Annotated in this window: 15 protein-coding genes; 8 read left to right on the top strand and 7 right to left on the bottom strand. The window is 68.4% G+C overall.

The genetic code is table 11. The features are described 5' to 3' along the window. Positions 1 to 16: 16 nt before the first annotated feature. Both G4G00_RS05695 and G4G00_RS05690 read right to left on the bottom strand, forming a co-directional pair. Positions 17 to 754, bottom strand: a complete 738-nt coding sequence (locus tag G4G00_RS05695) for a molecular chaperone (protein WP_164271769.1) — start codon at positions 752 to 754, stop codon at positions 17 to 19. A gap of 13 nt (positions 755 to 767) precedes the next feature. Next, the gene (locus G4G00_RS05690; protein ID WP_108752597.1) at positions 768 to 1,295 is read right to left on the bottom strand and encodes a spore coat U domain-containing protein; all 528 of its coding nucleotides are present in this window, start codon (positions 1,293 to 1,295) and stop codon (positions 768 to 770) included. A gap of 229 nt (positions 1,296 to 1,524) precedes the next feature. Between G4G00_RS05690 and map the strand changes: the two genes are divergently transcribed. The 5 genes from map to dapE are packed head-to-tail and all read left to right on the top strand — an operon-like array spanning position 1,525 to position 7,507. Continuing rightward, positions 1,525 to 2,310 (top strand): type I methionyl aminopeptidase, encoded by a 786-nt coding sequence (gene map / locus G4G00_RS05685; protein ID WP_159091882.1) that lies wholly within the window; start codon positions 1,525 to 1,527, stop codon positions 2,308 to 2,310. 2 nt (positions 2,311 to 2,312) lie between these two features. After that, positions 2,313 to 4,940, top strand: coding sequence for a [protein-PII] uridylyltransferase (locus G4G00_RS05680; RefSeq protein ID WP_164271766.1), 2,628 nt, complete (start codon positions 2,313 to 2,315; stop codon positions 4,938 to 4,940). Then, positions 4,940 to 6,004 carry a 2,3,4,5-tetrahydropyridine-2,6-dicarboxylate N-succinyltransferase gene (gene dapD, locus G4G00_RS05675; RefSeq protein WP_108752599.1) on the top strand — a complete coding sequence of 355 codons (1,065 nt, stop codon included), beginning with the start codon at positions 4,940 to 4,942 and terminating at the stop codon, positions 6,002 to 6,004. Before G4G00_RS05680 ends, dapD begins: the two co-directional genes overlap by 1 nt. Positions 6,005 to 6,017: 13 nt before the next feature. Continuing rightward, on the top strand, positions 6,018 to 6,383 hold the full coding sequence (locus tag G4G00_RS05670) for an arsenate reductase (protein ID WP_164271763.1): 366 nt from the start codon (positions 6,018 to 6,020) through the stop codon (positions 6,381 to 6,383). After that, on the top strand, positions 6,380 to 7,507 hold the full coding sequence (gene dapE / locus G4G00_RS05665; RefSeq protein ID WP_164271760.1) for a succinyl-diaminopimelate desuccinylase: 1,128 nt from the start codon (positions 6,380 to 6,382) through the stop codon (positions 7,505 to 7,507). Before G4G00_RS05670 ends, dapE begins: the two co-directional genes overlap by 4 nt. A gap of 64 nt (positions 7,508 to 7,571) precedes the next feature. Here dapE and G4G00_RS05660 read toward each other — a convergent pair whose 3' ends face one another. Then, the gene (locus G4G00_RS05660) at positions 7,572 to 8,255 is read right to left on the bottom strand and encodes a pentapeptide repeat-containing protein (RefSeq protein WP_164271757.1); all 684 of its coding nucleotides are present in this window, start codon (positions 8,253 to 8,255) and stop codon (positions 7,572 to 7,574) included. A 97-nt stretch (positions 8,256 to 8,352) separates the two neighbouring features. Beyond that, positions 8,353 to 9,231 carry a tetratricopeptide repeat protein gene (locus G4G00_RS05655; RefSeq protein WP_164271754.1) on the bottom strand — a complete coding sequence of 293 codons (879 nt, stop codon included), beginning with the start codon at positions 9,229 to 9,231 and terminating at the stop codon, positions 8,353 to 8,355. 354 nt (positions 9,232 to 9,585) lie between these two features. Here G4G00_RS05655 and asnB point away from each other — a divergent pair, with 354 nt between their 5' ends. Both asnB and G4G00_RS05645 read left to right on the top strand, forming a co-directional pair. Continuing rightward, a complete protein-coding gene (gene asnB, locus G4G00_RS05650) occupies positions 9,586 to 11,277 on the top strand; it encodes an asparagine synthase B (protein ID WP_108755782.1) in 1,692 nt (563 codons plus the stop codon). Between the two features lie 68 nt (positions 11,278 to 11,345). Beyond that, a complete protein-coding gene (locus tag G4G00_RS05645; protein ID WP_108752605.1) occupies positions 11,346 to 12,740 on the top strand; it encodes a cation:proton antiporter in 1,395 nt (464 codons plus the stop codon). Positions 12,741 to 12,866: 126 nt separating this feature from the next. Here G4G00_RS05645 and G4G00_RS05640 read toward each other — a convergent pair whose 3' ends face one another. Further along, a complete protein-coding gene (locus G4G00_RS05640; protein ID WP_164271751.1) occupies positions 12,867 to 15,197 on the bottom strand; it encodes a penicillin acylase family protein in 2,331 nt (776 codons plus the stop codon). A 148-nt stretch (positions 15,198 to 15,345) separates the two neighbouring features. On the opposite strand from G4G00_RS05640, the gene bfr reads away from it, so the two are divergent. After that, positions 15,346 to 15,834: a bacterioferritin gene (gene bfr / locus G4G00_RS05635; protein WP_108749081.1), complete on the top strand. Its 489-nt coding sequence runs from the start codon at positions 15,346 to 15,348 to the stop codon at positions 15,832 to 15,834. Positions 15,835 to 16,166: 332 nt separating this feature from the next. On the opposite strand, the gene parC is transcribed toward bfr, so the two are convergent. Both parC and G4G00_RS05625 read right to left on the bottom strand, forming a co-directional pair. Then, on the bottom strand, positions 16,167 to 18,410 hold the full coding sequence (gene parC, locus G4G00_RS05630; RefSeq protein ID WP_108752607.1) for a DNA topoisomerase IV subunit A: 2,244 nt from the start codon (positions 18,408 to 18,410) through the stop codon (positions 16,167 to 16,169). A 59-nt stretch (positions 18,411 to 18,469) separates the two neighbouring features. Beyond that, positions 18,470 to 19,378, bottom strand: coding sequence for a helix-turn-helix transcriptional regulator (locus G4G00_RS05625; RefSeq protein WP_108749083.1), 909 nt, complete (start codon positions 19,376 to 19,378; stop codon positions 18,470 to 18,472). Between the last annotated feature and the right edge of the window lie 140 nt (positions 19,379 to 19,518).

The raw sequence follows: 19,518 nt of genomic DNA, 5'->3' as shown, positions 1-19,518 counted from the left end.
CGCGCTCACCAGCGCCTCAGCGAGCCGGTGTGGGGGGCAGGGGCGTCTGCTTGGGCGCGCCATTGAGCTTGGCCGAAATCTGGTCGTTGTCGCGGTCGATCGCCGTGCGTTCCAGCGGCCAGCGCATCACCTGCCCGGGCAGCACATAGCCCAGCAGGCCCGGGTGGACGATGCGCGGACGGTCGGCGCTGCCCAGCGCAAGATCGGCGATCTGCGCATGGGCCGTGCCGCTGTTGCGCACTTCCACCCCGTCGCGGCCGTCGTCCAGGCGTACCAGCCTTGCCTGCAGCTGCGGCTTCAGGCGGCCAGGCGAAGGCGGCTGGATGAACACCGGAATGGAGTAGCGCAGCACGAACTGCATGCCGCTGGCCCGACGGGCCAAGTCCGGCACTTCGTCCACGATCAGGCGGAAGTACTGCGGCGCGTCCGGCGGCAGGTTGTCCGGGCGCATCACCCGCACCAGCTGCTGTTGGCCGGCGGCCAGTTCCTGCATGGGCGGGGTGGCCAGCAGGTCCTCGGTGGGCAGCAGTTGTTCCTGGCCGTCCTGCTGCACCCAGCGGAACACGCGCACCTGCAGCTTCACCGGCGCGGTGCCACTGTTGGTCAGCCACAGTTCGCCGGCGCGTTGGCGTGCATCCAGCTGCAGGGTGGTCGGGGCGACCTGCAGGCTGGTGGCGGCGCGCGCCGGCGCCAGCAGCGCAAGGGCGAGCAGCAGCGCCGCGCCGGTGGCGTACCACGGGCGGATCGGGTTCATCGGCACCACCCCGTCAGTAGGTGATCGTGGCGGTGACGGTATCCAGGTAGTTACCGGCGGAGGCGTTGTTGGTGCTCAGGTTGCCGATCTGGCCGTAGACCGTATACGGCTGGGCCAGGCCCGTGCCGATGCCGGCCTGGGTGTTGGTGCCCGACGTGGCACCCCAGACCAGCGTGTGCGCTGCATCGCGGTAGAGCTGGTAGCCCACGTAGTTGTTGGCCGTCACCGTGGCGTCGGTGTTCTTCATGCGCCGGGTGGTGACGTCGTTGGCGGTACCGGCATTGGCGCCGGCGTTGAGCGAGATGGTGTACGGGGTCAGGGCCGAGCACTGGGCGGTGACCGTGCCCTGGCCGTTGGTCGGCGTGGCCGTGGTGGAGGCGGCGGTGCCGAAATCCACGTTGGTGGCGGCAGCGGCGGTGATGGTGCAGGCCTTGGTGACGATGAGGGTCACGTTGAAGGTTGTGGTATCGGCCGCGGCGGCGGGGCCGGCCAGCAGCAGGGCCAAGGCCCATGGCAGGGTGGAACGGGCTGCGGATCGCATGGACAACCTCCCTGACCCGAAGGTCTGTTGAACAGGGCGAGGGCGGTGCGGGGGCACCGCGCTGACGTCAGTGTCCCCAGAGGTAAAGCACTAAGTGTCTGTATTTCGTGAGAAAAATGCGTGACAAAAGGCCAAGCGCATCACGCTTTCACATTCCTTGCCGGAACCGTGCATTGGCCAGACCCTCAGTTGGGTGGCGTTCGTTCAGATTGCAGCTGGATCGGCGATAATGGGTGCCATGAGCGTGAATCTGAAAACCCCGCAGGAAATCGAGATGATGCGCATCGCCGGCCGCCTGGCCAGCGAAGTGCTCGACATCGTCACCCCCCACGTCAAGCCCGGTGTCACCACCGAGGAACTGGACCGCATCTGCCACGACCACATCGTGAACGTGCAGGGCGCCACTCCGGCCAACGTCGGCTACCGCGGCTTCCCCAAGACCGTGTGCACCTCGGTCAACAATGTCATCTGCCACGGCATTCCCAGCGAAGGGAAGGTGCTGAAGGACGGCGACATCATCAACATCGACGTGACCGTCATCAAGGATGGCTGGCACGGCGACACCAGCCGCATGTATTTCGTCGGCACGCCGTCGGTGATGGCCCGCCGCCTGGTGGAAGCCACCTACGAAGCCATGTGGCGCGGCATCCGCGCCGTGCGTCCGGGGGCCACCCTGGGCGATATCGGCCATGCCATCCAGAGCTATGCCGAAGGCGAGCGTTTCAGCGTGGTGCGCGAGTACTGCGGCCATGGCATCGGCAAGGTCTACCACGATGAACCGCAGGTGGTGCATTACGGCCGCCCGGGCCAGGGCCTGGTGCTGCAGCCGGGCATGACCTTCACCATCGAGCCGATGATCAACGAGGGCACCCGCTACAACAAGGTGCTGCCCGATGGCTGGACCGTGGTGACCAAGGACCGCAAGCTGTCGGCGCAGTGGGAGCACATGATCGCGGTCACCGAGACCGGCGTGGACGTGCTGACCCTGTCGCCCGGCGAATCGCAGGTCTCCTGACCATGCTGCCGGCGGGTTCACTGCTGGACGCGCCGGCCGATTCGCTTGACGATCCCGAATGGGCGTCTGCCGCACGGCAGGCGCTGCAGCAGGCCGATGCTCGGCTGTACCGGCGCTTCGACCAGGGCGACAACATCGAGCGCCTGATCGCGCTGCGCGCGCGCGCGGCCGATCACCTGATCCGCCTGGCCTGGCAGCGCTGCCTGCCGGCCGACAGCGGCCTGTCCCTCTTCGCAGTGGGCGGCTACGGGCGCGGCGAATTGTTCCCGCGCTCGGACATCGATCTGCTGGTGTTCGGTGAAACGTCGGCGCAGCTGGCGCACGAAGCGGCGCTGTCGCGGCTGTTCGCCCTGTTGTGGGACTGCGGCCTGGCGGTCAGCCACGCCGTGCGTTCGGCCGCCCAGTGCCGCGAAGCGGCCGCCGATCAGACCGTGCTGACCGCCTTGATCGAGGCCCGCCCGATTCTGGCCGACGACGGTGCGCGCCGCGCGCTGCGTGCAGCCGTGGACGATCGCGAACTGTGGCCGGCGCGCGCCTTCTTCCTGGCCAAGCTGGACGAACTGCGCGGCCGCCACGAGCGCTTCGGCGATACCGCCGACAACCTGGAGCCGGACCTGAAAGACGGCCCCGGCGGCCTGCGCGATCTGAACACGCTGGGCTGGATGGCGCTGCGCGCGTTCGGCGTGCGCGATCTGGAAGCGCTGGTGGGCCTGGGCCACCTGGGCGCCGATGAAGCCGCCGCGCTGAAGCGCGAACGTGCGGTGCTGGCGCGCCTGCGCTTTGGCCTGCACCTGGTGGCACGGCGCCCCGAAGAGCGCCTGCGCTTCGATTACCAGAAGACCCTGGCCGCGCGCCTGGGCTTCGAAGACGACGCCGAGAATCTGGGCGTCGAGAAGATGATGCAGGGCTTCTACCGCGCCGCATCGGTGGTGCGGCGTATCAGCGACCGCCTGCTGCAGCGCTTCGAGGAACAGTTCGATGGCGAAGCGCAGCCGGAACCGCTGACCGTTGGTTTTTCCCTGCGCCGCGGCTACCTGGCCGCCAACGACGCCGACTGGCCGTGCGGTGATGTCGGCCAGGTGTTCGCCCTGTTTGCCGGGTGGGCCAACAACCCGCAGGTGCGTGGCCTGCATTCGCTGACCGCGCGTGCGCTGGCCGAATCGCTGCCACTGCTGCCGGCCTACGACCAGGCCGACGCCGATGCGCGCGAACAGTTCATGGCCCTGCTGCGCGGCCAGCGGCCGGTCGAAACGCTTTCGCGCATGGCCCGGCTGGGCGTGCTGGGGCAGTGGATTCCGGCCTTCGCCCAGGTCAGCGGGCGCATGCAGTTCGACCTGTTCCATGTCTACACCGTCGACCAGCACACGCTGATGGTCCTGCGCAACATCGGACTGTTTGCCAGCAGCCGCGCCGACGAGCGTTTTTCCATCGCCCACGAAGTCTGGCCGCGCCTGCGCAAGCCGGAACTGCTGCTGCTGGCGGGCCTGTTCCACGACATTGCCAAGGGCCGTGGCGGCGACCATTCCGAACTGGGTGCGGTCGATGCGCGCGCGTTCTGCCATGCCCATGCGCTGAGCGGCAGCGATACCGAACTGGTGGCCTGGCTGGTGGAACAGCACCTGCGCATGTCGGTGACCGCGCAGAAGCAGGACATCGCCGATCCGGTGGTGATCCATCGCTTCGCCACCCTGGTGGGCAGCCGCGACCGTCTGGATTACCTGTACCTGCTGACCTGCGCCGACATTGCCGGCACCAGCCCCAAGCTGTGGAATGCGTGGAAGGACCGGCTGCTGGCCGATCTCTACTTCGCCACCCGGCGCGCGCTGCGTGATGGCCTGGAGCACCCGATGCCGGCCGCCGAACGCGTGGCCGAAGCACGCGACAGCGTGCGCGCGCTGGTGCGCGAGCGCGGTTACGACGATGCCACCATCGACCGCCAGTTCGCGGTGATGCCCGATGAAGGCTTCATGCGCCTGCGCCCGGAACAGCTGGCCTGGCAGGCGGCGGCACTGGTGCCGATCAAGCAGGGCCACACCCTGGTGAAGGTGCGCCGGATCAGCGTCGATGACCCCGCGCTGGAAGTGTTCGTGCACTCGCCCGACCGCGACGGTCTGTTCGCCGCCATCGTGATGACCCTGGACCGCAAGGGCTACGGCATCCACCGCGCGCGCGTGCTGGACGGCCCATCCGACACCATCTTCGATACCTTCGAAGTGAGCCCGGCCGACAGCTTTGCCGATGGCAGCAGCGCCAATCTGGAAGTGGCACTGCGCGAGGCGCTGGGTGGCGAACTGACCCGCCTGCGGCCCTCGCGCCGGGCCGTGCCGCGGCAGCTGCGCCACTTCCGTTTTGCTCCGCGCATCGAGTTCCGCGACGAACCCGGTGCCACCCGTTTCGCCCTGGTTGCCCCCGACCGCCCCGGCCTGCTGGCCGACGTGGCGTTCGTGCTGCGCAACCAGGGTCTGCGTGTGCATGACGCACGCATTGCCACGTTCGGCGAACGCGCCGAAGACACCTTCGTGATCAGTGACGAACACGACCTCCCCCTGACTGAACCTGCCCGGCAGCAGCTGCATGACGCGATGCTGGCCTGCCTGGACCCTGATCGAAACGCCGGAGACACCGCCTGATGGCCACCAAGCCCGCCAAGAAGACCGCCGCCACCGCCAAGGGCGCAGCGCCGAAGAAAACCGCTGCCGCCGCGACGGCCGCCAGGAAAACTGCTGCACCGGCGAAGAAGGCGGCGGTGAAAACGCCGGCTGCAAAGAAGCCGGCGGTGAAGAAGGCCCCGGCCAAGAGCGCCGAAGTTGCACGCGCCGAAACCATCGCCCGCAAGTCGCTGCGCAAGCCGCAGGTGCCGGGCGTGGAAGAGCTGAAGTTCGGCATCGAGAGCGCCTTCGAGCGCCGCGCCACGCTGACCCTGCACGAGCTGGAAGGCTCGACCCGGCCGCTGGTGAACCGGGTGATCGATGGCCTGGAAACGGGCGAATTCCGTGTGGCCGAGCCCGACGGGCAGGGCGGCTGGAAGGTCAACGAATGGCTGAAGAAGGCCGTGCTGCTGTACTTCCGCGTGAACGACATGGCCGTGGTCGACGCGCGCCCGGCGCCGTTCTGGGACAAGGTGGAATCGCGCTTTGCCGGCTATGACGAAGCGAAGTTCCGCCGCGCCGGCGTGCGCGTGGTGCCCGGTGCGATTGCCCGCCGCGGCACCTACTTCGGCAAGGACGTGGTGCTGATGCCGAGCTTCACCAACATCGGCGCCTACGTGGGCGAAGGCACCATGGTCGATACCTGGGCCACCGTCGGCTCCTGCGCGCAGATCGGCCAGCACTGCCACCTGTCCGGCGGCGCCGGCATCGGCGGCGTGCTGGAACCGCTGCAGGCCAGCCCGACCATCATCGAAGACCACTGCTTCATCGGTGCGCGTTCGGAAGTGGTGGAAGGCGTGGTGGTCGGCCACCACAGCGTGATCGGCATGGGCGTGTTCCTCAGCCAGAGCACCCGCATCTACAACCGCGCCACCGGCGAAATCACCTACGGTTACATTCCGCCGTACAGCGTGGTGGTGTCCGGTTCGCTGCCCAGCAAGGATGGCACCCACTCGCTGTACTGCGCGGTGATCGTCAAGCAGGTCGATGCCAAGACCCGCAGCAAGACCAGCGTGAACGATCTGCTGCGCGGCCTGGCCGACTGAGCGGGGCGCCTGCATGACCACCACCGTCTACGGCCTGAAGAACTGCGACACCTGCAAGAAGGCCACCAAGTGGCTGGACCGCTTCGGCGTGGCGTACACCTTCGTTGACTACCGCGACAACAAGCCCAGCCCGGAAACGCTGCTGGAATGGGCCGCGCAGCTGGGCGGCCTGGCCGCGATGGTCAACAAGTCGTCCACCACCTGGCGGCAGTTGCCGGACAACCGCAAGGCCGCCGATTCGGACGCGGAGTGGAAGCTGCTGCTGCGCGAGTACCCGCAGTTGATTAAACGTCCGCTGGTGGTCACCGCTGACGGCACGGTCAGCCAGGGCTTCAGTGACAACGGCTTCAAGGCGCGCTTCGGCGTGGGCGGCGCGTGAGCGCCGTCCTGGACCTGGCCTGCGAGCTGATCGCGCGGCCGTCGGTCACCCCCGACGATGCCGGTTGTCAGGCGCTGCTGGGCGATCGCCTGGCCGCCGCCGGTTTCCACTGCGAGCACCTGCGGCTGGGCGAGGTCGACAATCTGTGGGCCACCCACGGCAGCGGCGCGCCGGTGCTGGTGCTGCTGGGCCACACCGACGTGGTGCCGCCGGGCCCGCGCGAGGCCTGGCAGAGCGATCCGTTCGTGCCGCAGATCCGCGACGGTGTGCTGTACGGGCGCGGCGCGGCCGACATGAAGGGCAGCGTGGCCGCGTTCGTGGTGGCCGCCGAGCAGTTCGTTGCCGCCCACCCCGACCATCCCGGCACGCTGGCCGTGCTGCTGACCAGCGATGAGGAAGGCGATGCCATCGATGGCGTGCGCCACGTCGCGCGTCTGTTCGCCGAACGCGGGCAGCGCATCGACTGGTGCATCACCGGCGAACCGTCGTCCACCAAAACCCTGGGCGACCTGCTGCGTGTCGGCCGACGCGGCAGCCTGTCGGCGAAGCTGCAGGTGCAGGGCGTGCAGGGCCACGTGGCCTACCCGGACAAGGCGCGCAACCCGATCCACCAGGCCGCACCGGCGCTGGCCGAACTCAGTGCGCGGCGCTGGGACGAGGGCTATGAGAGCTTCCCGCCGACCAGCCTGCAGATCTCCAACATCCATGCCGGTACCGGTGCCAACAACGTGATTCCCGGCGTGCTGGAGGTGGATTTCAACATCCGCTACAACCCGCACTGGGACGCGCCGAAGCTGGAAGCAGAAATCAGCGCGCTGCTGGACCGCCACGGCCTGCAGTACAGCCTGAAGTGGCACCGCAGCGGCGAGCCGTTCTACACCCCCGAAGGTACCCTGCGCGCCACCGCGCGCGCGGTGCTGGCCGAGCACATCGGCCGGGCGCCGGAAGAAAGCACCGGTGGCGGTACCTCGGATGCACGCTTCATCGCGCCGCTGGGCGCACAGTGCATCGAAGTGGGGCCGGTGAATGCCAGCATCCACCAGGTGGACGAGAACGTGCGCGTGGACGAACTGGACGCGTTGCCCGGGCTGTACCAGCGCCTGCTGGAACGACTGCTGGCCTGATCCAGCGCCTGCACTGGCCGGTGCCCGTTGGCGGGCGCCGGCCCGGTGTCACACCCGGGGCAAGTCACCCCACGATCAAGCCGAACGCGGCCATCGCCGCAGCCGCCTGCGCATGCGAGATGCGCGCCTTGCGGAAGTGCTTGGCGTCCATCACGTTCAGCCCGCTGATATCGGTATCACGCAGGTCGGCACCATCGAAGCGCGCCAGTCGTGCCTGCACGTTGCGCAGGCTGCCGCCCTCGAACACCGCATCGCGGAAGTCGCAGCCGGAGACATCGGCTTCGGAAAAATCATTGCCGCACAACGGCGACTTGCGGAATGACAGCCCGCGCAGGTCGGCGCTGACCACCAGGCAATCGCGGAACGACAGCAGCCAGCCACCGGCTTCCTGCAGCTGCGCGCCGGTCAGCTTGCAGCCCAGGAACTGCACCGACGACAGCGTCGAGCGGCGCCAGTGACTGTTGTTCAGATCGCAGTGTTCAAAGCGCGAATCGCTCAGCTGGGCCGAAGTGAAATCGACACCGGCACCACGGCAGCGGCTCCACTGCGTTTCCTCCAGCGAGGCCGCCAGCCACTGCGACCCGGCCACTGCACAGTGGTCGAACTGGAACCCGTCCATGTCCAGGCGGGAAAAATCGCCGTGCTCGAACGAACATTCCTCGAAGCGCGCCGCGCGCGGATGGGCGGCGACAATCGCCTGCATGCGCGCGCGGTCGATGGTTTCGCCGTGGAAACGAGCCTGGGCCATGTGTACTGCCGTTGTTTCAAGCCAAGGTGCATTCTCGCCAACTCTGCGGCGCAGGGGCAGTCTTGTGATGCCGGCTTGGCCGTGCACAGCGCCGTCTCTATTCCGAAAAGTTGAACATCGGCGGCTCCACTGCGCGCTGCCAGTACGACGGTGCGGCCATGTAGAAGCGCTGTGCTTCGGCACGCGCGAACCAGGCCGCGGCGGCATCGCGGTCGCGCGGTACGCCCGGTGCGCCGCGGCCCAGCAGCAGGCCGGCGAAGTACTGGCCAAAGACATGGCCATGCTCGCCGGCCTGCTGGTACAGCTGCAGCGCCCGCGCGGGATCACGCGGCAGGCCGACGCCGCGCTCCAGCGCCGCGCCCAGGTCCACCTGGGCATCGGCATCGCCACGGGCAGCGCGCCGCTGCAGCCTCACCAGCTGCGGGTGCGGCGTGCCGTCCTGCGTTGCCAGTGCGGCCGGCAGTCCGGATGAGCGTGAGGGCAGGCGCTTGTAGACCATCTGCCGCAGGTCCCAGCGCAGCGCCTGCGCGGCGTCGCCACGCTGCCGGTAGGTCTGGGCCAGGTCGGCGAATGCATAGGGATTGCCATGCTGGGCGGCGGCCAGATACCAGCGCTCGCCACGTCGCCACGATGCCCGGATGGGCGGCGCGGTGACCACGTCGGGCGCCGTGCCGTGGCGCAGCGTGCCCTCGCTCCAGATCCGCCCCAGCGCTGCTTCGGCCCGGGTGTTGTGGAACGTCCACGGCTGCGCGGCGGCCGCCCGGGCATACAGATCCAGCGCACGCCGGTCATTGCGCACCTCGAAGTACTCGGCGGCGCTGAAGGCGCTCTCGAAGCGGCCATCGGCGGCCTCGCGTTCCCAGGTGGCGGCCAGCGCGGGCGGCGTGCGCGGCGCTGGACTGCTGCAGGCGCCCAGGGCCAGCGCACAGGCCAGGCCGAACAGGTGGGGCAGGGGGCGTCCAATGCGGTGTGGCATTCCAGTGGTCGATTCATGGCGGGGCCGCAGTATGCCGTTGCGGCGCTGTCTGCGGCCTGCTCTGGTTGCCGACGCAACTGTTGCACGGCCGCGGAAAGCGGGGTAGCTTCAATCCCATGTCGATCCGCCTGGCCACCGCCGTCAATACCAACCGCAATAATCTGCGCACGAATAATCGTGCGCGGCCGATGCGGGACTGCGCCCTGGGTAGATAGACAGCTTCATACGCCCGGACACCAGAAAACCCGCATCGGTCGATGCGGGTTTTTTTGTGCCCGGGTGCAGCCTGCCCGGGCCTGGTTGGCCGGTCGAACACCTTCCCCCCGTGTAATCCCCCACAACAGGAGCCCTCCCATGTGTTCGATCTTCGGCATCTTCGGCCTGCAGGCCGGTGACGATCTTCCCGCCCTGCGCCGCCACGCGCTGGAACTGTCGCAGCGGCAGCGCCACCGCGGCCCGGACTGGAGCGGGGTATACCTGGACGAAGGCGCACTGCTGGTGCACGAACGCCTGGCCATCGTCGATCCGGCCGGCGGTTCGCAGCCGCTGCTGTCGGCGGACGGGCAGCTGGCGCTGGCGGTGAACGGCGAAATCTACAACCACCAGGCGCTGAAGGCGGGCCTGACCCAGCCCTACGACTTCCAGACCGGTTCGGACTGCGAGGTGATCAACGCGCTGTACCGCCAGGGCGGTGCGCCGGCGCAGTGGCTGGAGCAGATCAACGGCATCTTTGCCTTTGCCCTGTGGGACCGCGATGCCGGTCGCGTGCTGGTTGCCCGCGATCCGATCGGCGTGGTGCCGCTGTACTGGGGCCACGATGCCCAGGGCCGCTTGCGCGTGGCCTCGGAAATGAAGGCGCTGGTGGACACCTGTGCTGACGTGGCGCAGTTCCCGCCGGGCCATTACTACGACAGCGCCAGCGGCGAACTGGTCCGCTATTACCAGCAACCGTGGCGCGACTACGCCGATGTGGAAGGGCGCCAGGCCGACCTGGCCGAGCTGCGCCAGGCCTTCGAACAGGCGGTGGAACGCCAGCTGATGAGCGATGTGCCCTACGGCGTACTGTTGTCCGGTGGCCTGGATTCGTCGCTGGTGGCGGCGGTGGCCGCACGCTTTGCCCGCCGCCGCATCGAAGATGGCGGCCAGAGTGAAGCCTGGTGGCCGCGCCTGCACTCCTTCGCTATCGGCCTGCAGGGTTCGCCGGACCTGGCCGCCGCCGCGGTGGCCGCCGAAGCGCTGGGCACCGTGCACCACGGTTTCGAATACACCTTCGAAGAAGGTCTGGACGTACTGCCGGAAGTGATCCGCCACATCGAAACCTACGATGTGACCACCATCCGCGCGTCCACCCCGATGTTCCTGCTGGCACGGCGGATCAAGGCGATGGGGGTGAAGATGGTGCTGTCCGGCGAAGGCAGCGACGAGATCTTCGGCGGCTACCTGTACTTCCACAAGGCGCCCGATGCGCGCGAATTCCACCAGGAACTGGTGCGCAAGCTCGATGCCCTGCACAACTACGACTGCCTGCGTGCCAACAAGTCGATGATGGCCTGGGGCGTGGAGCCGCGCGTGCCATTCCTGGACCGCCAGTTCCTGGACGTGGCGATGCGCTTCGATGCCGCCCACAAGATGGTCGGCGCCGGTTTCGGTGGCCGCCGCATCGAGAAGGCGGTACTGCGCGAGGCCTTCGATGGCTACCTGCCCGACAGCATCCTGTGGCGGCAGAAGGAGCAGTTCAGCGATGGCGTGGGTTACGGCTGGATCGACGGGCTGAAGGCACATGCCGAAGCGCAGGTGAGCGACCGCGTGCTGGCGGCCGCCGACAAGCGCTTCCCGCACAACCCGCCGCAGACCAAGGAGGCGTACTACTACCGCCACCTGTTCGAGCAGTTCTTCCCCAGCCATGCCGCCGCGGAAACCGTGCCAGGCGGCAAGTCGATTGCCTGTTCGTCGCCGGCGGCCATCGCCTGGGATGCCAGCTTCGCCGCGGCCGCCGATCCGTCCGGCCGCGCCATCGCCGGCGTGCACGAACAGGCCCTGGCCTGAGCGATGACCGGTAGCGCCGGGCCATGCCCGGCGCAAGCAAGTATCATCGGCCCCCTGCGCATTGGGGAATGTTCATGGACGTACAGAACGGAGGCCACGCGCCGCCGATGAAATGGGGGTGGCGCTACCTGGCCTGGGCCGCGCTTCCGCTGCTGGCCGGCCTGTTGCTGGCCCGCTATGCCGGCCCGGGCGTGCCGGTGGCGGCGGCCAAGGCCGAAGCCGTGGTCGGCGCCGATTGGGCCCATCACCTGACCTCGCCGCTGGGGCTGTTCCTGCTGCAGCTGCTGGTGCTGCTGCTGGTGGCCAAGGGTGCCGGCGCGCTGCTCAAGCGCCTGGGGCAACCGGCGGTGATCGGTGAAATGGCGGCCGGCCTGATGATGGGGCCGCTGCTGCTGGGCAGTCTGCTGCCGCAGGTCCATGGCCTGCTGTTCCCGGCCGCGTCGCTGGGGCCGCTGGGCATGCTCAGCCAGTTGGGCGTGTTGATGTTCCTGCTGGTGGCCGGTGCCGAACTGGACCTGGGCGCACTGCGCGGGCGCCGCCGGTTCGCGTTCACCGTCAGCCACGCCGGCATTGCCGTGCCATTCGTGCTGGGCGTGCTGCTGGCGGTGTGGCTGTACCCGCAGCATGGGCCGCAGGGCGTGGGCTTCACCGCGTTCGCGCTGTTCGTGGGCGTGTCGATGAGCATCACCGCTTTCCCGGTGCTGCTGCGCATCCTGGCCGACCGCGGCATCACCCACAGCCCGCTGGGGCAGACCGCCATTGCCTGCGCTGCACTGGGCGATGCCACGGCGTGGTGCCTGCTGGCATTGATCGTGGCTGCCGCGCAGGCCACCGGCTGGCTGACGGCCAGCCTGAACCTGGTGTGCGTGGTGCTGTTCGTGGCGATCATGCTGGGCGTGGTGAAGCCCTGGTTCGCGCGCCAGCAGATTGTTGCCGGGCGCGAGGGGCGCTGGTTGCTGGGCATCCTGCTGCTGGCCCTGGCCAGCGCGCTGGTGACCGAAATGCTGGGTATCCATGCCTTGTTCGGTGCGTTCGCCGCCGGCGTGGCGGTGTCGTCCAACGAGCAGCTGCGGCACCTGCTGATGGCGCGGGTGGAACCGTTCGCGGTGACCCTGCTGCTGCCGCTGTTCTTCGCCATGACCGGCCTGCGCATGCGCGCCGATGCGCTGCAGACCCAGGACATCCTGCTGTGCGTGGTGGTGATTGCGGTGGCCACGGCGGGCAAGCTGCTGGGCACCTTCAGTGCCGCGCGCAGCACCGGCATGCCCAGCCGCGAGGCCTGGCGCCTGGGCGCGCTGATGAACACCCGCGGCTTGATGGAGCTGATCGTGCTGAACCTGGGCTACGAACTGGGCCTGCTGGGCGATCGCTTGTTCGCGGTGCTGGTGATCATGGCGCTGGTGACCACCGCGATGACCGGGCCACTGCTGAACCTGATCGAGCGCCGCCGCACCGCGCGGTAGCTTTTGTAGAGTCGAGCCATGCTCGACTTCCGCTCTTGTAGAGTCGAGCTTGCTCGACTGAACCAGAACCAGCCGAGCACGGCTCGGCTCTACAACAAAAGCAGTCGAGCAAGCTCGACGCTACGGTTACCTGGCTGGCACCAGGGTCATGGTGTGCTGCGCGGGGCCTGGCAGGAACGGGGTCGGGCGGCCGTGTACCCAGTCTTCGTGGCCGGCGCCCCAGTACGGTGACAGCGGGTGCCCGCTCTGCCCGCCGGGCATGTGCACGATGCCGTCGGCTTCGTTGCCGGGCGACACCACCATGCGCTGCGATGCGCCGAAGTTCGGCCCCTGCACACGCGGCATGTCACGGTCGCCGGGCAGCGGATCGGCTGGCATGCACAGCCAGCGCTGGGCAAAGGCGGGCAGGGCGCGCGCCACCGGCTGGCAGATCGCCGCGGTGTTGCGTTCGCCCCAGGTGCGCTCCTGCAGCGGCCCTTGCTGCGACAGGTCGGCCTCCAGTTCGCGTGCGGCCGTGGCCAGCAGGTCATCCCAGCTGGCCACGCCCGGCGGCAGCAGATTCGCCGGGCGCTGTTCCAGCATCGGCCAGACCACGCCTTCCAGCTGCGCCAGCCGCGGCGGCAGGAAGTCATCGCCCAGCTGCGCCTTGGCCGGTGCCAGCAGGGCGCCCTCCACGGCATCGAGCACCTTGCCGCGGAAGCCACGGGTGATGCGGTAGCTGACCGAACCCACTGATGCGCGGCCGTCCCAGTGCGCGTTGGCCGCATGCAGCCGTTGCAGCGCAGGGTCGCTGCTGTTGGCGGTCACCTCCTGCAGCAGCGCCCACCAGCGCTGCAGGAATACCGCCCGATCATCCAGCTGGATGGCCAGCAGCGCGTGTTCGTCGAAGCGATCGCGCGCGACCAGCAGGTCGCGGATCTGCTGGCCCCGTGCGCCCAGGTCGTAACCGCCATTGCCGACGGTGGCCAGTCGTTGTTCGTCCACCACCCGGCTGTTGGCGGTCCACAGCCGATGCTCAAGCGGGTCGATCAGCGCCGGAGCGGCATCGCTGCGGATGCCCCAGGGCGCGCAGTCGGGCGTGTCCAGGTTGTCGTTGAATCCCTGTGGCAGGCAGCCCAAGCCGCGGTCGGGACGTGCGCCCACCAGGCGCCAGGCGATACGCCCGCTGCGATCGGCAATGACCAGGTTCTGCGCCGGAATGCCTGCATGGTCGGCCACCTGAAGCGCCTGCTGCAGCGTGCCAGCGCGGGCCATGTCGGCGAAATCCATGCGCACCGCACCCGGCAGCTGCGCGACCCAGCGCAGCGCGTCGCCGCTGCCGTCTGCATGGGTGTGCACGATCGGCCCCCAGGCGCTTTCGCGCACCGGGAAGCGGACCGGCGCCTGCCCAGCCACGTCGATGCGTTCTTCGTGCACGGTCACGGCCGCATCGGCCGGTTCGCGGCGGAAGTCGGCCGTGTCGATGTAGCTGTTGGTGAAGCCCCAGGCCACGTGGCCGTTGCTGCCCACGATCACCGCCGGCACGCCCGGCAGCGAGAAGCCGCTGATGTCGACCCGGCCGCCCGGTGCACCGGGATCGGGATAGCGCAGCCGCACGCGGAACCAGAGCGCCGGCGCGCGCAGGCCCAGATGCATGTCGTCGGCCACGATGGCGCGGCCGTCGCGGGTCAGCGTGCCATCCACTGCGAAGTTGTTGCTGCCCACGGCATCGGCGTCCGCCGCGCCGGTGGCGGGCACGGCGGCAAGCGTGCGCAGGTCCAGCTGGGTGGCATCGGGCAGGGCCGCGTTGCCGCGCGGTTCGCCCAGCAGCGGTGCATCCCACTGGCTGCCGTCGTGGGCCAGCAGCGTGTACAGCGCCGGCGGCACCGCCGCGCGGATGCGCGCCAGCGCCAGTTCGTTCTGGTTGGCCGGGTCCTGCAGGTCGGCATACATGGCCAGCCCGGCCAGCACACTGTCGCTGGCCTGCCAGGGCCGTGGCGCCTGGCGCAGCAGCAGGTAGGCCCACGGCCGCACCGGCAGCGCGGCCAGCCCTTCGTTCACGCCGGCCACGTAGGCCTGCACCACGGCCGGCTGGCTGCCCAGCGCCTGCGCAAGATGGGCGTCGGTGCGCGCGCGCAGGCGGTGCACGCGCATGCGCTTGTCGGCCTCGATGGCCGCCGGCCCGAACAGGGCGGACAGCTCGCCGGCGGCACTGCGCCGCATCAGGTCCATTTCGAAGTAACGCTCCTGCGCGTGCACGCGGCCCAGTGCGCGCATGGCGTCGGTCTGGTTGCCCGCGGTGATGGTGACCACGCCCCGCGCGTCGCGCTCCACGCTGACGGCCGCGGACAGGCCCGGCAGGGCACGTTCGCCGTCCAGCTCGGCCAGGCTGCCGCGCAGCAGCAGCCAGATCGCCAGGCTGGCCAGTACCACCAGGGCCAGCACACACCACAACAACCGCAGCAGCCAACGACGCATGGACAGGGCCCGTGAGCAGGTGAACCCCGATTCTAGCCACAGCCGGTGACCGGCCGCATCGCGAGCGCAACTGCGACTGATTCTGATTAGATCACCGTGATTTCAGATGGGGCACCATGGGCGCCATCGATTCACAGGAGCTCCCCCCATGAAAGGCAATCCGGACGTCATCGCCTGCCTGAAGGAACTGCTGCGCGGCGAACTTGCTGCCCGCGACCAGTACTTCATCCATTCCCGCCGCTACGAGGACCAGGGCCTGTTCGCGCTGTACGAACGCCTGAACCACGAGATGGAAGAGGAAACCCAGCACGCCGATGCCCTGCTGCGCCGCATCCTGTTCCTGGGCGGCGACCCGGACATGCGCCCGCACGCCAGCGAGCCGGGCAAGACCGTGGAAGAGATGCTGCAGAAGGACCTGGACACCGAGTACGCCGTGCGCAACAACCTGGCGGCCGGCATGAAGCTGTGCGAGGAGAACGGCGATTACGTCAGCCGCGACATCCTTCTGGCGCAGTTGAAGGACACCGAAGAAGACCACGCTTGGTGGCTGGAACAGCAGCTGGGCCTGATCAAGCGCATCGGCCTGGAGCTGTACCAGCTGAGCAAGATCGAAAGCGGCGGCGCCCCGGCGCATTGATCTGCAGGTGGCGCCGGGCCATGCCCGGCTGCTTCGCTTCATGTAGAGCCGAGCCATGCTCGGCTGCTGTTGGATCCGAGTCGAGCATGGCTCGACTCTACAACGTTCTGTCGCCCGCCAGCACTGGAGCATCGCGCGCCCGCTTTCGCCAGCCAGCCGCTCCGCCGCCCGCCAGCCGACAAACGAAAAAGCCGGGGAATGCCCCGGCTTTTTCGTGTCTGCTGGCCGCCGGGGCGTGTCAACCAAGGTTGACACCTACCGAAGCGGGGGGCCGGGGTCGCGGGGCCGGGGTCAGAGCCCTTTCCATGGGAAAGGGATCCGACCCCGCGCCGTCACTCCACCGACAGACCTTCGACCTTCTGCCAGCCGCGCGGCAGCAGGTGGCCGCGGGTGGCGCGGGCGCCCAGGTAGGCTTCCAGTTCGTTGAACTTCAGGCCCATGGTGCGCTGGCCACTGCGCACCTGCAGGGTCTGCCCCGGGCTGATGGCCACCACGGCCACCACGCGCTCGGTGGCGAGCTTGGCCTTGGGGATCTCGATGATCTTGTTGCCCTTGCCCTTGTCCAGTTCCGGCAGGTCGCTGGCGGTGATCGCCAGCAGGTTGCCCGAGCTGGTGACCGCCACAATGCGGTCGGTGGCCACGTTGGCCACCACCGCCGGGGTCAGTACCGACGAGCCGGCCGACAGGTTCAGCATGGCCTTGCCGGCCTTGTTGCGGCCGATCAGGTTCTCGAAGCGGGTGACGAAGCCGTAGCCGTGGGTGGACGCCAGCACGAAGCGGGTGTCCGGTTCGGCGCTGGCCAAGGTGACGAAGCTGGTGCCCGGCGCCGGCGAGAAGCGGCCGGTGAGCGGTTCACCATTGCCGCGCGCCGAGGGCAGGGTATGCACCGGCGTGGAATAGGCGCGGCCTTCGCTGTCCAGGAACGCGACCTGCTGGGTGCTGCGTGCGCGCACGGCGCCCTGCAGGGCGTCGCCATCGCGGTAGGACAGGGCGGACGCATCGACGTCGTGGCCCTTGGCGGCTCGGATCCAGCCCTTCTCCGACAGCACCACGGTCATCGGCTCGCTGGGCACCAGCTCGGTTTCGTCGATGGCCTGCGCGGCCTGGCGCTGCACCAGCGGCGAACGGCGCGCGTCGCCGAACTTCTTGGCATCGGCCTGCAGCTCGTCGCGGATCAGCTTCTTCAGCTTGGCCTTGCTGTCCAGGATGCTGAGGATCTTCTCGCGTTCCTTGGCCAGCTCGTCCTGCTCGCCGCGGATCTTCATTTCTTCCAGGCGGGCCAGCTGCTTCAGCTTGGTTTCCAGGATGTACTCGGCCTGGTCTTCGGACAGCCCGAAGCGCGCGATCAGCGCCGCCTTCGGTTCGTCCTCGGTACGGATGATGTGGATCACCTCGTCCAGGTTCAGGAACGCCACCAGCAGGCCTTCCAACAGGTGCAGGCGGCGCTCGACCTTCTGCAGGCGGTGCTGCAGGCGGCGGGTGACGGTGCTGCTGCGGAATGCCAGCCACTCGCTCAGCAGGGTCTTCAGGTTCTTCACCTGCGGACGCCCGTCCAGGCCGATCACGTTCAGGTTTACGCGGTAGCTGCGCTCCATGTCGGTGGTGGCGAACAGGTGGCCCATCAGCTGTTCGGCGTCCACGCGGTTGGAACGCGGCACCAGCACCACGCGCACCGGGTTGGCGTGGTCGGATTCATCGCGGATGTCTTCCAGCCACGGCAGCTTCTTGGCGCGCATCTGCGCGGCGATCTGTTCGATCACCTTCGACGGCGACACCTGGAACGGCAGCGCGGTCACCACGATGTTGTTGGCTTCCTTGGTGAAGGTCGCACGTGCACGCACGCTGCCGTTGCCGGTTTCGTACATGTTGCGCAGGTCGTTGGCCGCGGTGATGATCTCGGCGTTGGACGGATAGTCCGGGCCCTTCACGTGTTCGCACAGGTCGCGCACGCTGGCGTCGGGATCGTCCAGCAGGTGCAGCAGGGCGCTGACGATCTCGTTGAGGTTGTGCGGCGGCACGTCGGTGGCCATGCCCACGGCAATGCCGGTGGTGCCGTTCAACAGCAGGTGCGGCAGCCGCGCCGGCATCCAGGTCGGTTCCTGCAGCGTGCCGTCGAAGTTCGGCGCCCAGTCGGTGGTGCCCTGGCCCAGCTCGCCCAGCAGCACTTCGGCGATCGGGGTCAGCTTGGATTCGGTGTAGCGCATGGCCGCGAACGACTTCGGGTCGTCGCTGGAACCGAAGTTGCCCTGGCCTTCGATCAGCGGGTAGCGGTACGAGAACGGCTGGGCCATCAGCACCAGTGCTTCGTAGCAGGCGCTGTCGCCGTGCGGGTGGTACTTACCGATGACGTCACCGACGGTACGCGCGGACTTCTTCGGCTTGGACGCGGCGTTCAGGCCCAGCTCGCTCATCGAATAGATGATGCGGCGCTGCACCGGCTTCAGGCCGTCGCCGATGAACGGCAGGGCGCGGTCCAGGACCACGTACATGGAGTAGTCGAGGTAAGCGCGTTCGGCGTACTCGCGCAGCGGCAGTTGTTCGAAACCGTGGAACACGGGGCGGGCAAGTTCGGTCATGCGGCGTTGTTACCTATGTCGGGAGGCGAAGACGGCGGTCGGCGCTCTCAATACGCTGATTATCCGGATGCGGCGGGGGATGCCAAGCCGCGCGCGGGGTCCAGGGTCGATTCCAGGCCATTGCCGACCCGGGCCAGGTAGCGCCCGGGGGGCAGGCCGAAGTGGCGGCGGAACACGGTGACGAAGGCGCTGGCGCTGCTGAAGCCCAGTGCGTGGGCGATGTCGGCCACGCTGTGGCCCTCGCTCAGCCGGCGCAGGGCCTCGGCCAGCCGCGCCTGCTGCCGCCACTGGGCGAAGCTGAGGGTGGTCTCGTCGCGGAAGTGCCGGGTCAGGCTGCGCGGCGACAGCCCGGCCCAGTGTGCCCAGTCGGCCAGGCTGCGCTCGTCGGACGGTTCGGCCAGCAGCTGCGAGGCGATCTTCAGCAGGCGCCGGTCACGCGGCATGGGCAGGTGCATGCGCTGGCGGGGCGCGTTGCGGATCTCATCCAGCATGACCTGGATGATGTGGCGGCGGTCCTCGCTGCCTTCGTATTCCAGCGGCCACTCACAGATGCGCTCGGCCACCGCCTGGGCCAGCCGTGACAAGCCCAGCACGCAGGGGTCGGCGGGCAGGTCGCTGCATAGGGGCGCGGCCAGGGCCATGCCCCAGCCGCGCATCGGCCCGTCCAGGCTGACCGTGTGGGCTTCCAGCGGCGGCATCCAGCCGGCCGAACCCGGCGCCAGCGACCAGGTGCCGTGCGAGGTGCGGGTGGTCAGCAGGCCGCGTTCCACGCAGATCAGCTGCGCCCGCGCATGGTGGTGCCAGTCCACTTCACGGGCCAGGCCCTGTGGGCTGTCGAAGCGGAAGGCGATGATCGGCGGGCCATCGTTGCGCTCGAACCAGTCCAGCGCCACCTCGCGCAGCAGGGTGGGTGGGCCCGGTTCACCGGCGTTCACGCGCGCCGGGGGTGGCTGGAATGTGACATTCATTGGCTGGATTGTACTACCGGGCCAGCCTAGAGGCCCATTAAGGTGTGCGCCTTCATCGAATCCAGCCCATTGCTGCAACACAGCATTTGATGCCAGATCGAATATTTCCATTGAGAAATATTTTTTTTGGAAGAAAATGC

Origin of the sequence: Stenotrophomonas sp. B1-1 (assembly GCF_010894375.1) — a bacterium.
Classification (GTDB): domain Bacteria; phylum Pseudomonadota; class Gammaproteobacteria; order Xanthomonadales; family Xanthomonadaceae; genus Stenotrophomonas.
This window is presented reverse-complemented; position numbering and strand designations above follow the sequence as displayed.

Coding starts and splice junctions, on each gene's coding strand:
- G4G00_RS05695 (WP_164271769.1), bottom strand. CDS start 754: ATGAACCCGATCCGCCCGTGGTACGCCACCGGCGCGGCGCTGCTGCTC.
- G4G00_RS05690 (WP_108752597.1), bottom strand. CDS start 1,295: ATGCGATCCGCAGCCCGTTCCACCCTGCCATGGGCCTTGGCCCTGCTG.
- map (WP_159091882.1), top strand. CDS start 1,525: ATGGGTGCCATGAGCGTGAATCTGAAAACCCCGCAGGAAATCGAGATG.
- G4G00_RS05680 (WP_164271766.1), top strand. CDS start 2,313: ATGCTGCCGGCGGGTTCACTGCTGGACGCGCCGGCCGATTCGCTTGAC.
- dapD (WP_108752599.1), top strand. CDS start 4,940: ATGGCCACCAAGCCCGCCAAGAAGACCGCCGCCACCGCCAAGGGCGCA.
- G4G00_RS05670 (WP_164271763.1), top strand. CDS start 6,018: ATGACCACCACCGTCTACGGCCTGAAGAACTGCGACACCTGCAAGAAG.
- G4G00_RS05660 (WP_164271757.1), bottom strand. CDS start 8,255: ATGGCCCAGGCTCGTTTCCACGGCGAAACCATCGACCGCGCGCGCATG.
- G4G00_RS05655 (WP_164271754.1), bottom strand. CDS start 9,231: ATGCCACACCGCATTGGACGCCCCCTGCCCCACCTGTTCGGCCTGGCC.
- asnB (WP_108755782.1), top strand. CDS start 9,586: ATGTGTTCGATCTTCGGCATCTTCGGCCTGCAGGCCGGTGACGATCTT.
- G4G00_RS05645 (WP_108752605.1), top strand. CDS start 11,346: ATGTTCATGGACGTACAGAACGGAGGCCACGCGCCGCCGATGAAATGG.
- G4G00_RS05640 (WP_164271751.1), bottom strand. CDS start 15,197: ATGCGTCGTTGGCTGCTGCGGTTGTTGTGGTGTGTGCTGGCCCTGGTG.
- bfr (WP_108749081.1), top strand. CDS start 15,346: ATGAAAGGCAATCCGGACGTCATCGCCTGCCTGAAGGAACTGCTGCGC.
- parC (WP_108752607.1), bottom strand. CDS start 18,410: ATGACCGAACTTGCCCGCCCCGTGTTCCACGGTTTCGAACAACTGCCG.
- G4G00_RS05625 (WP_108749083.1), bottom strand. CDS start 19,378: ATGAATGTCACATTCCAGCCACCCCCGGCGCGCGTGAACGCCGGTGAA.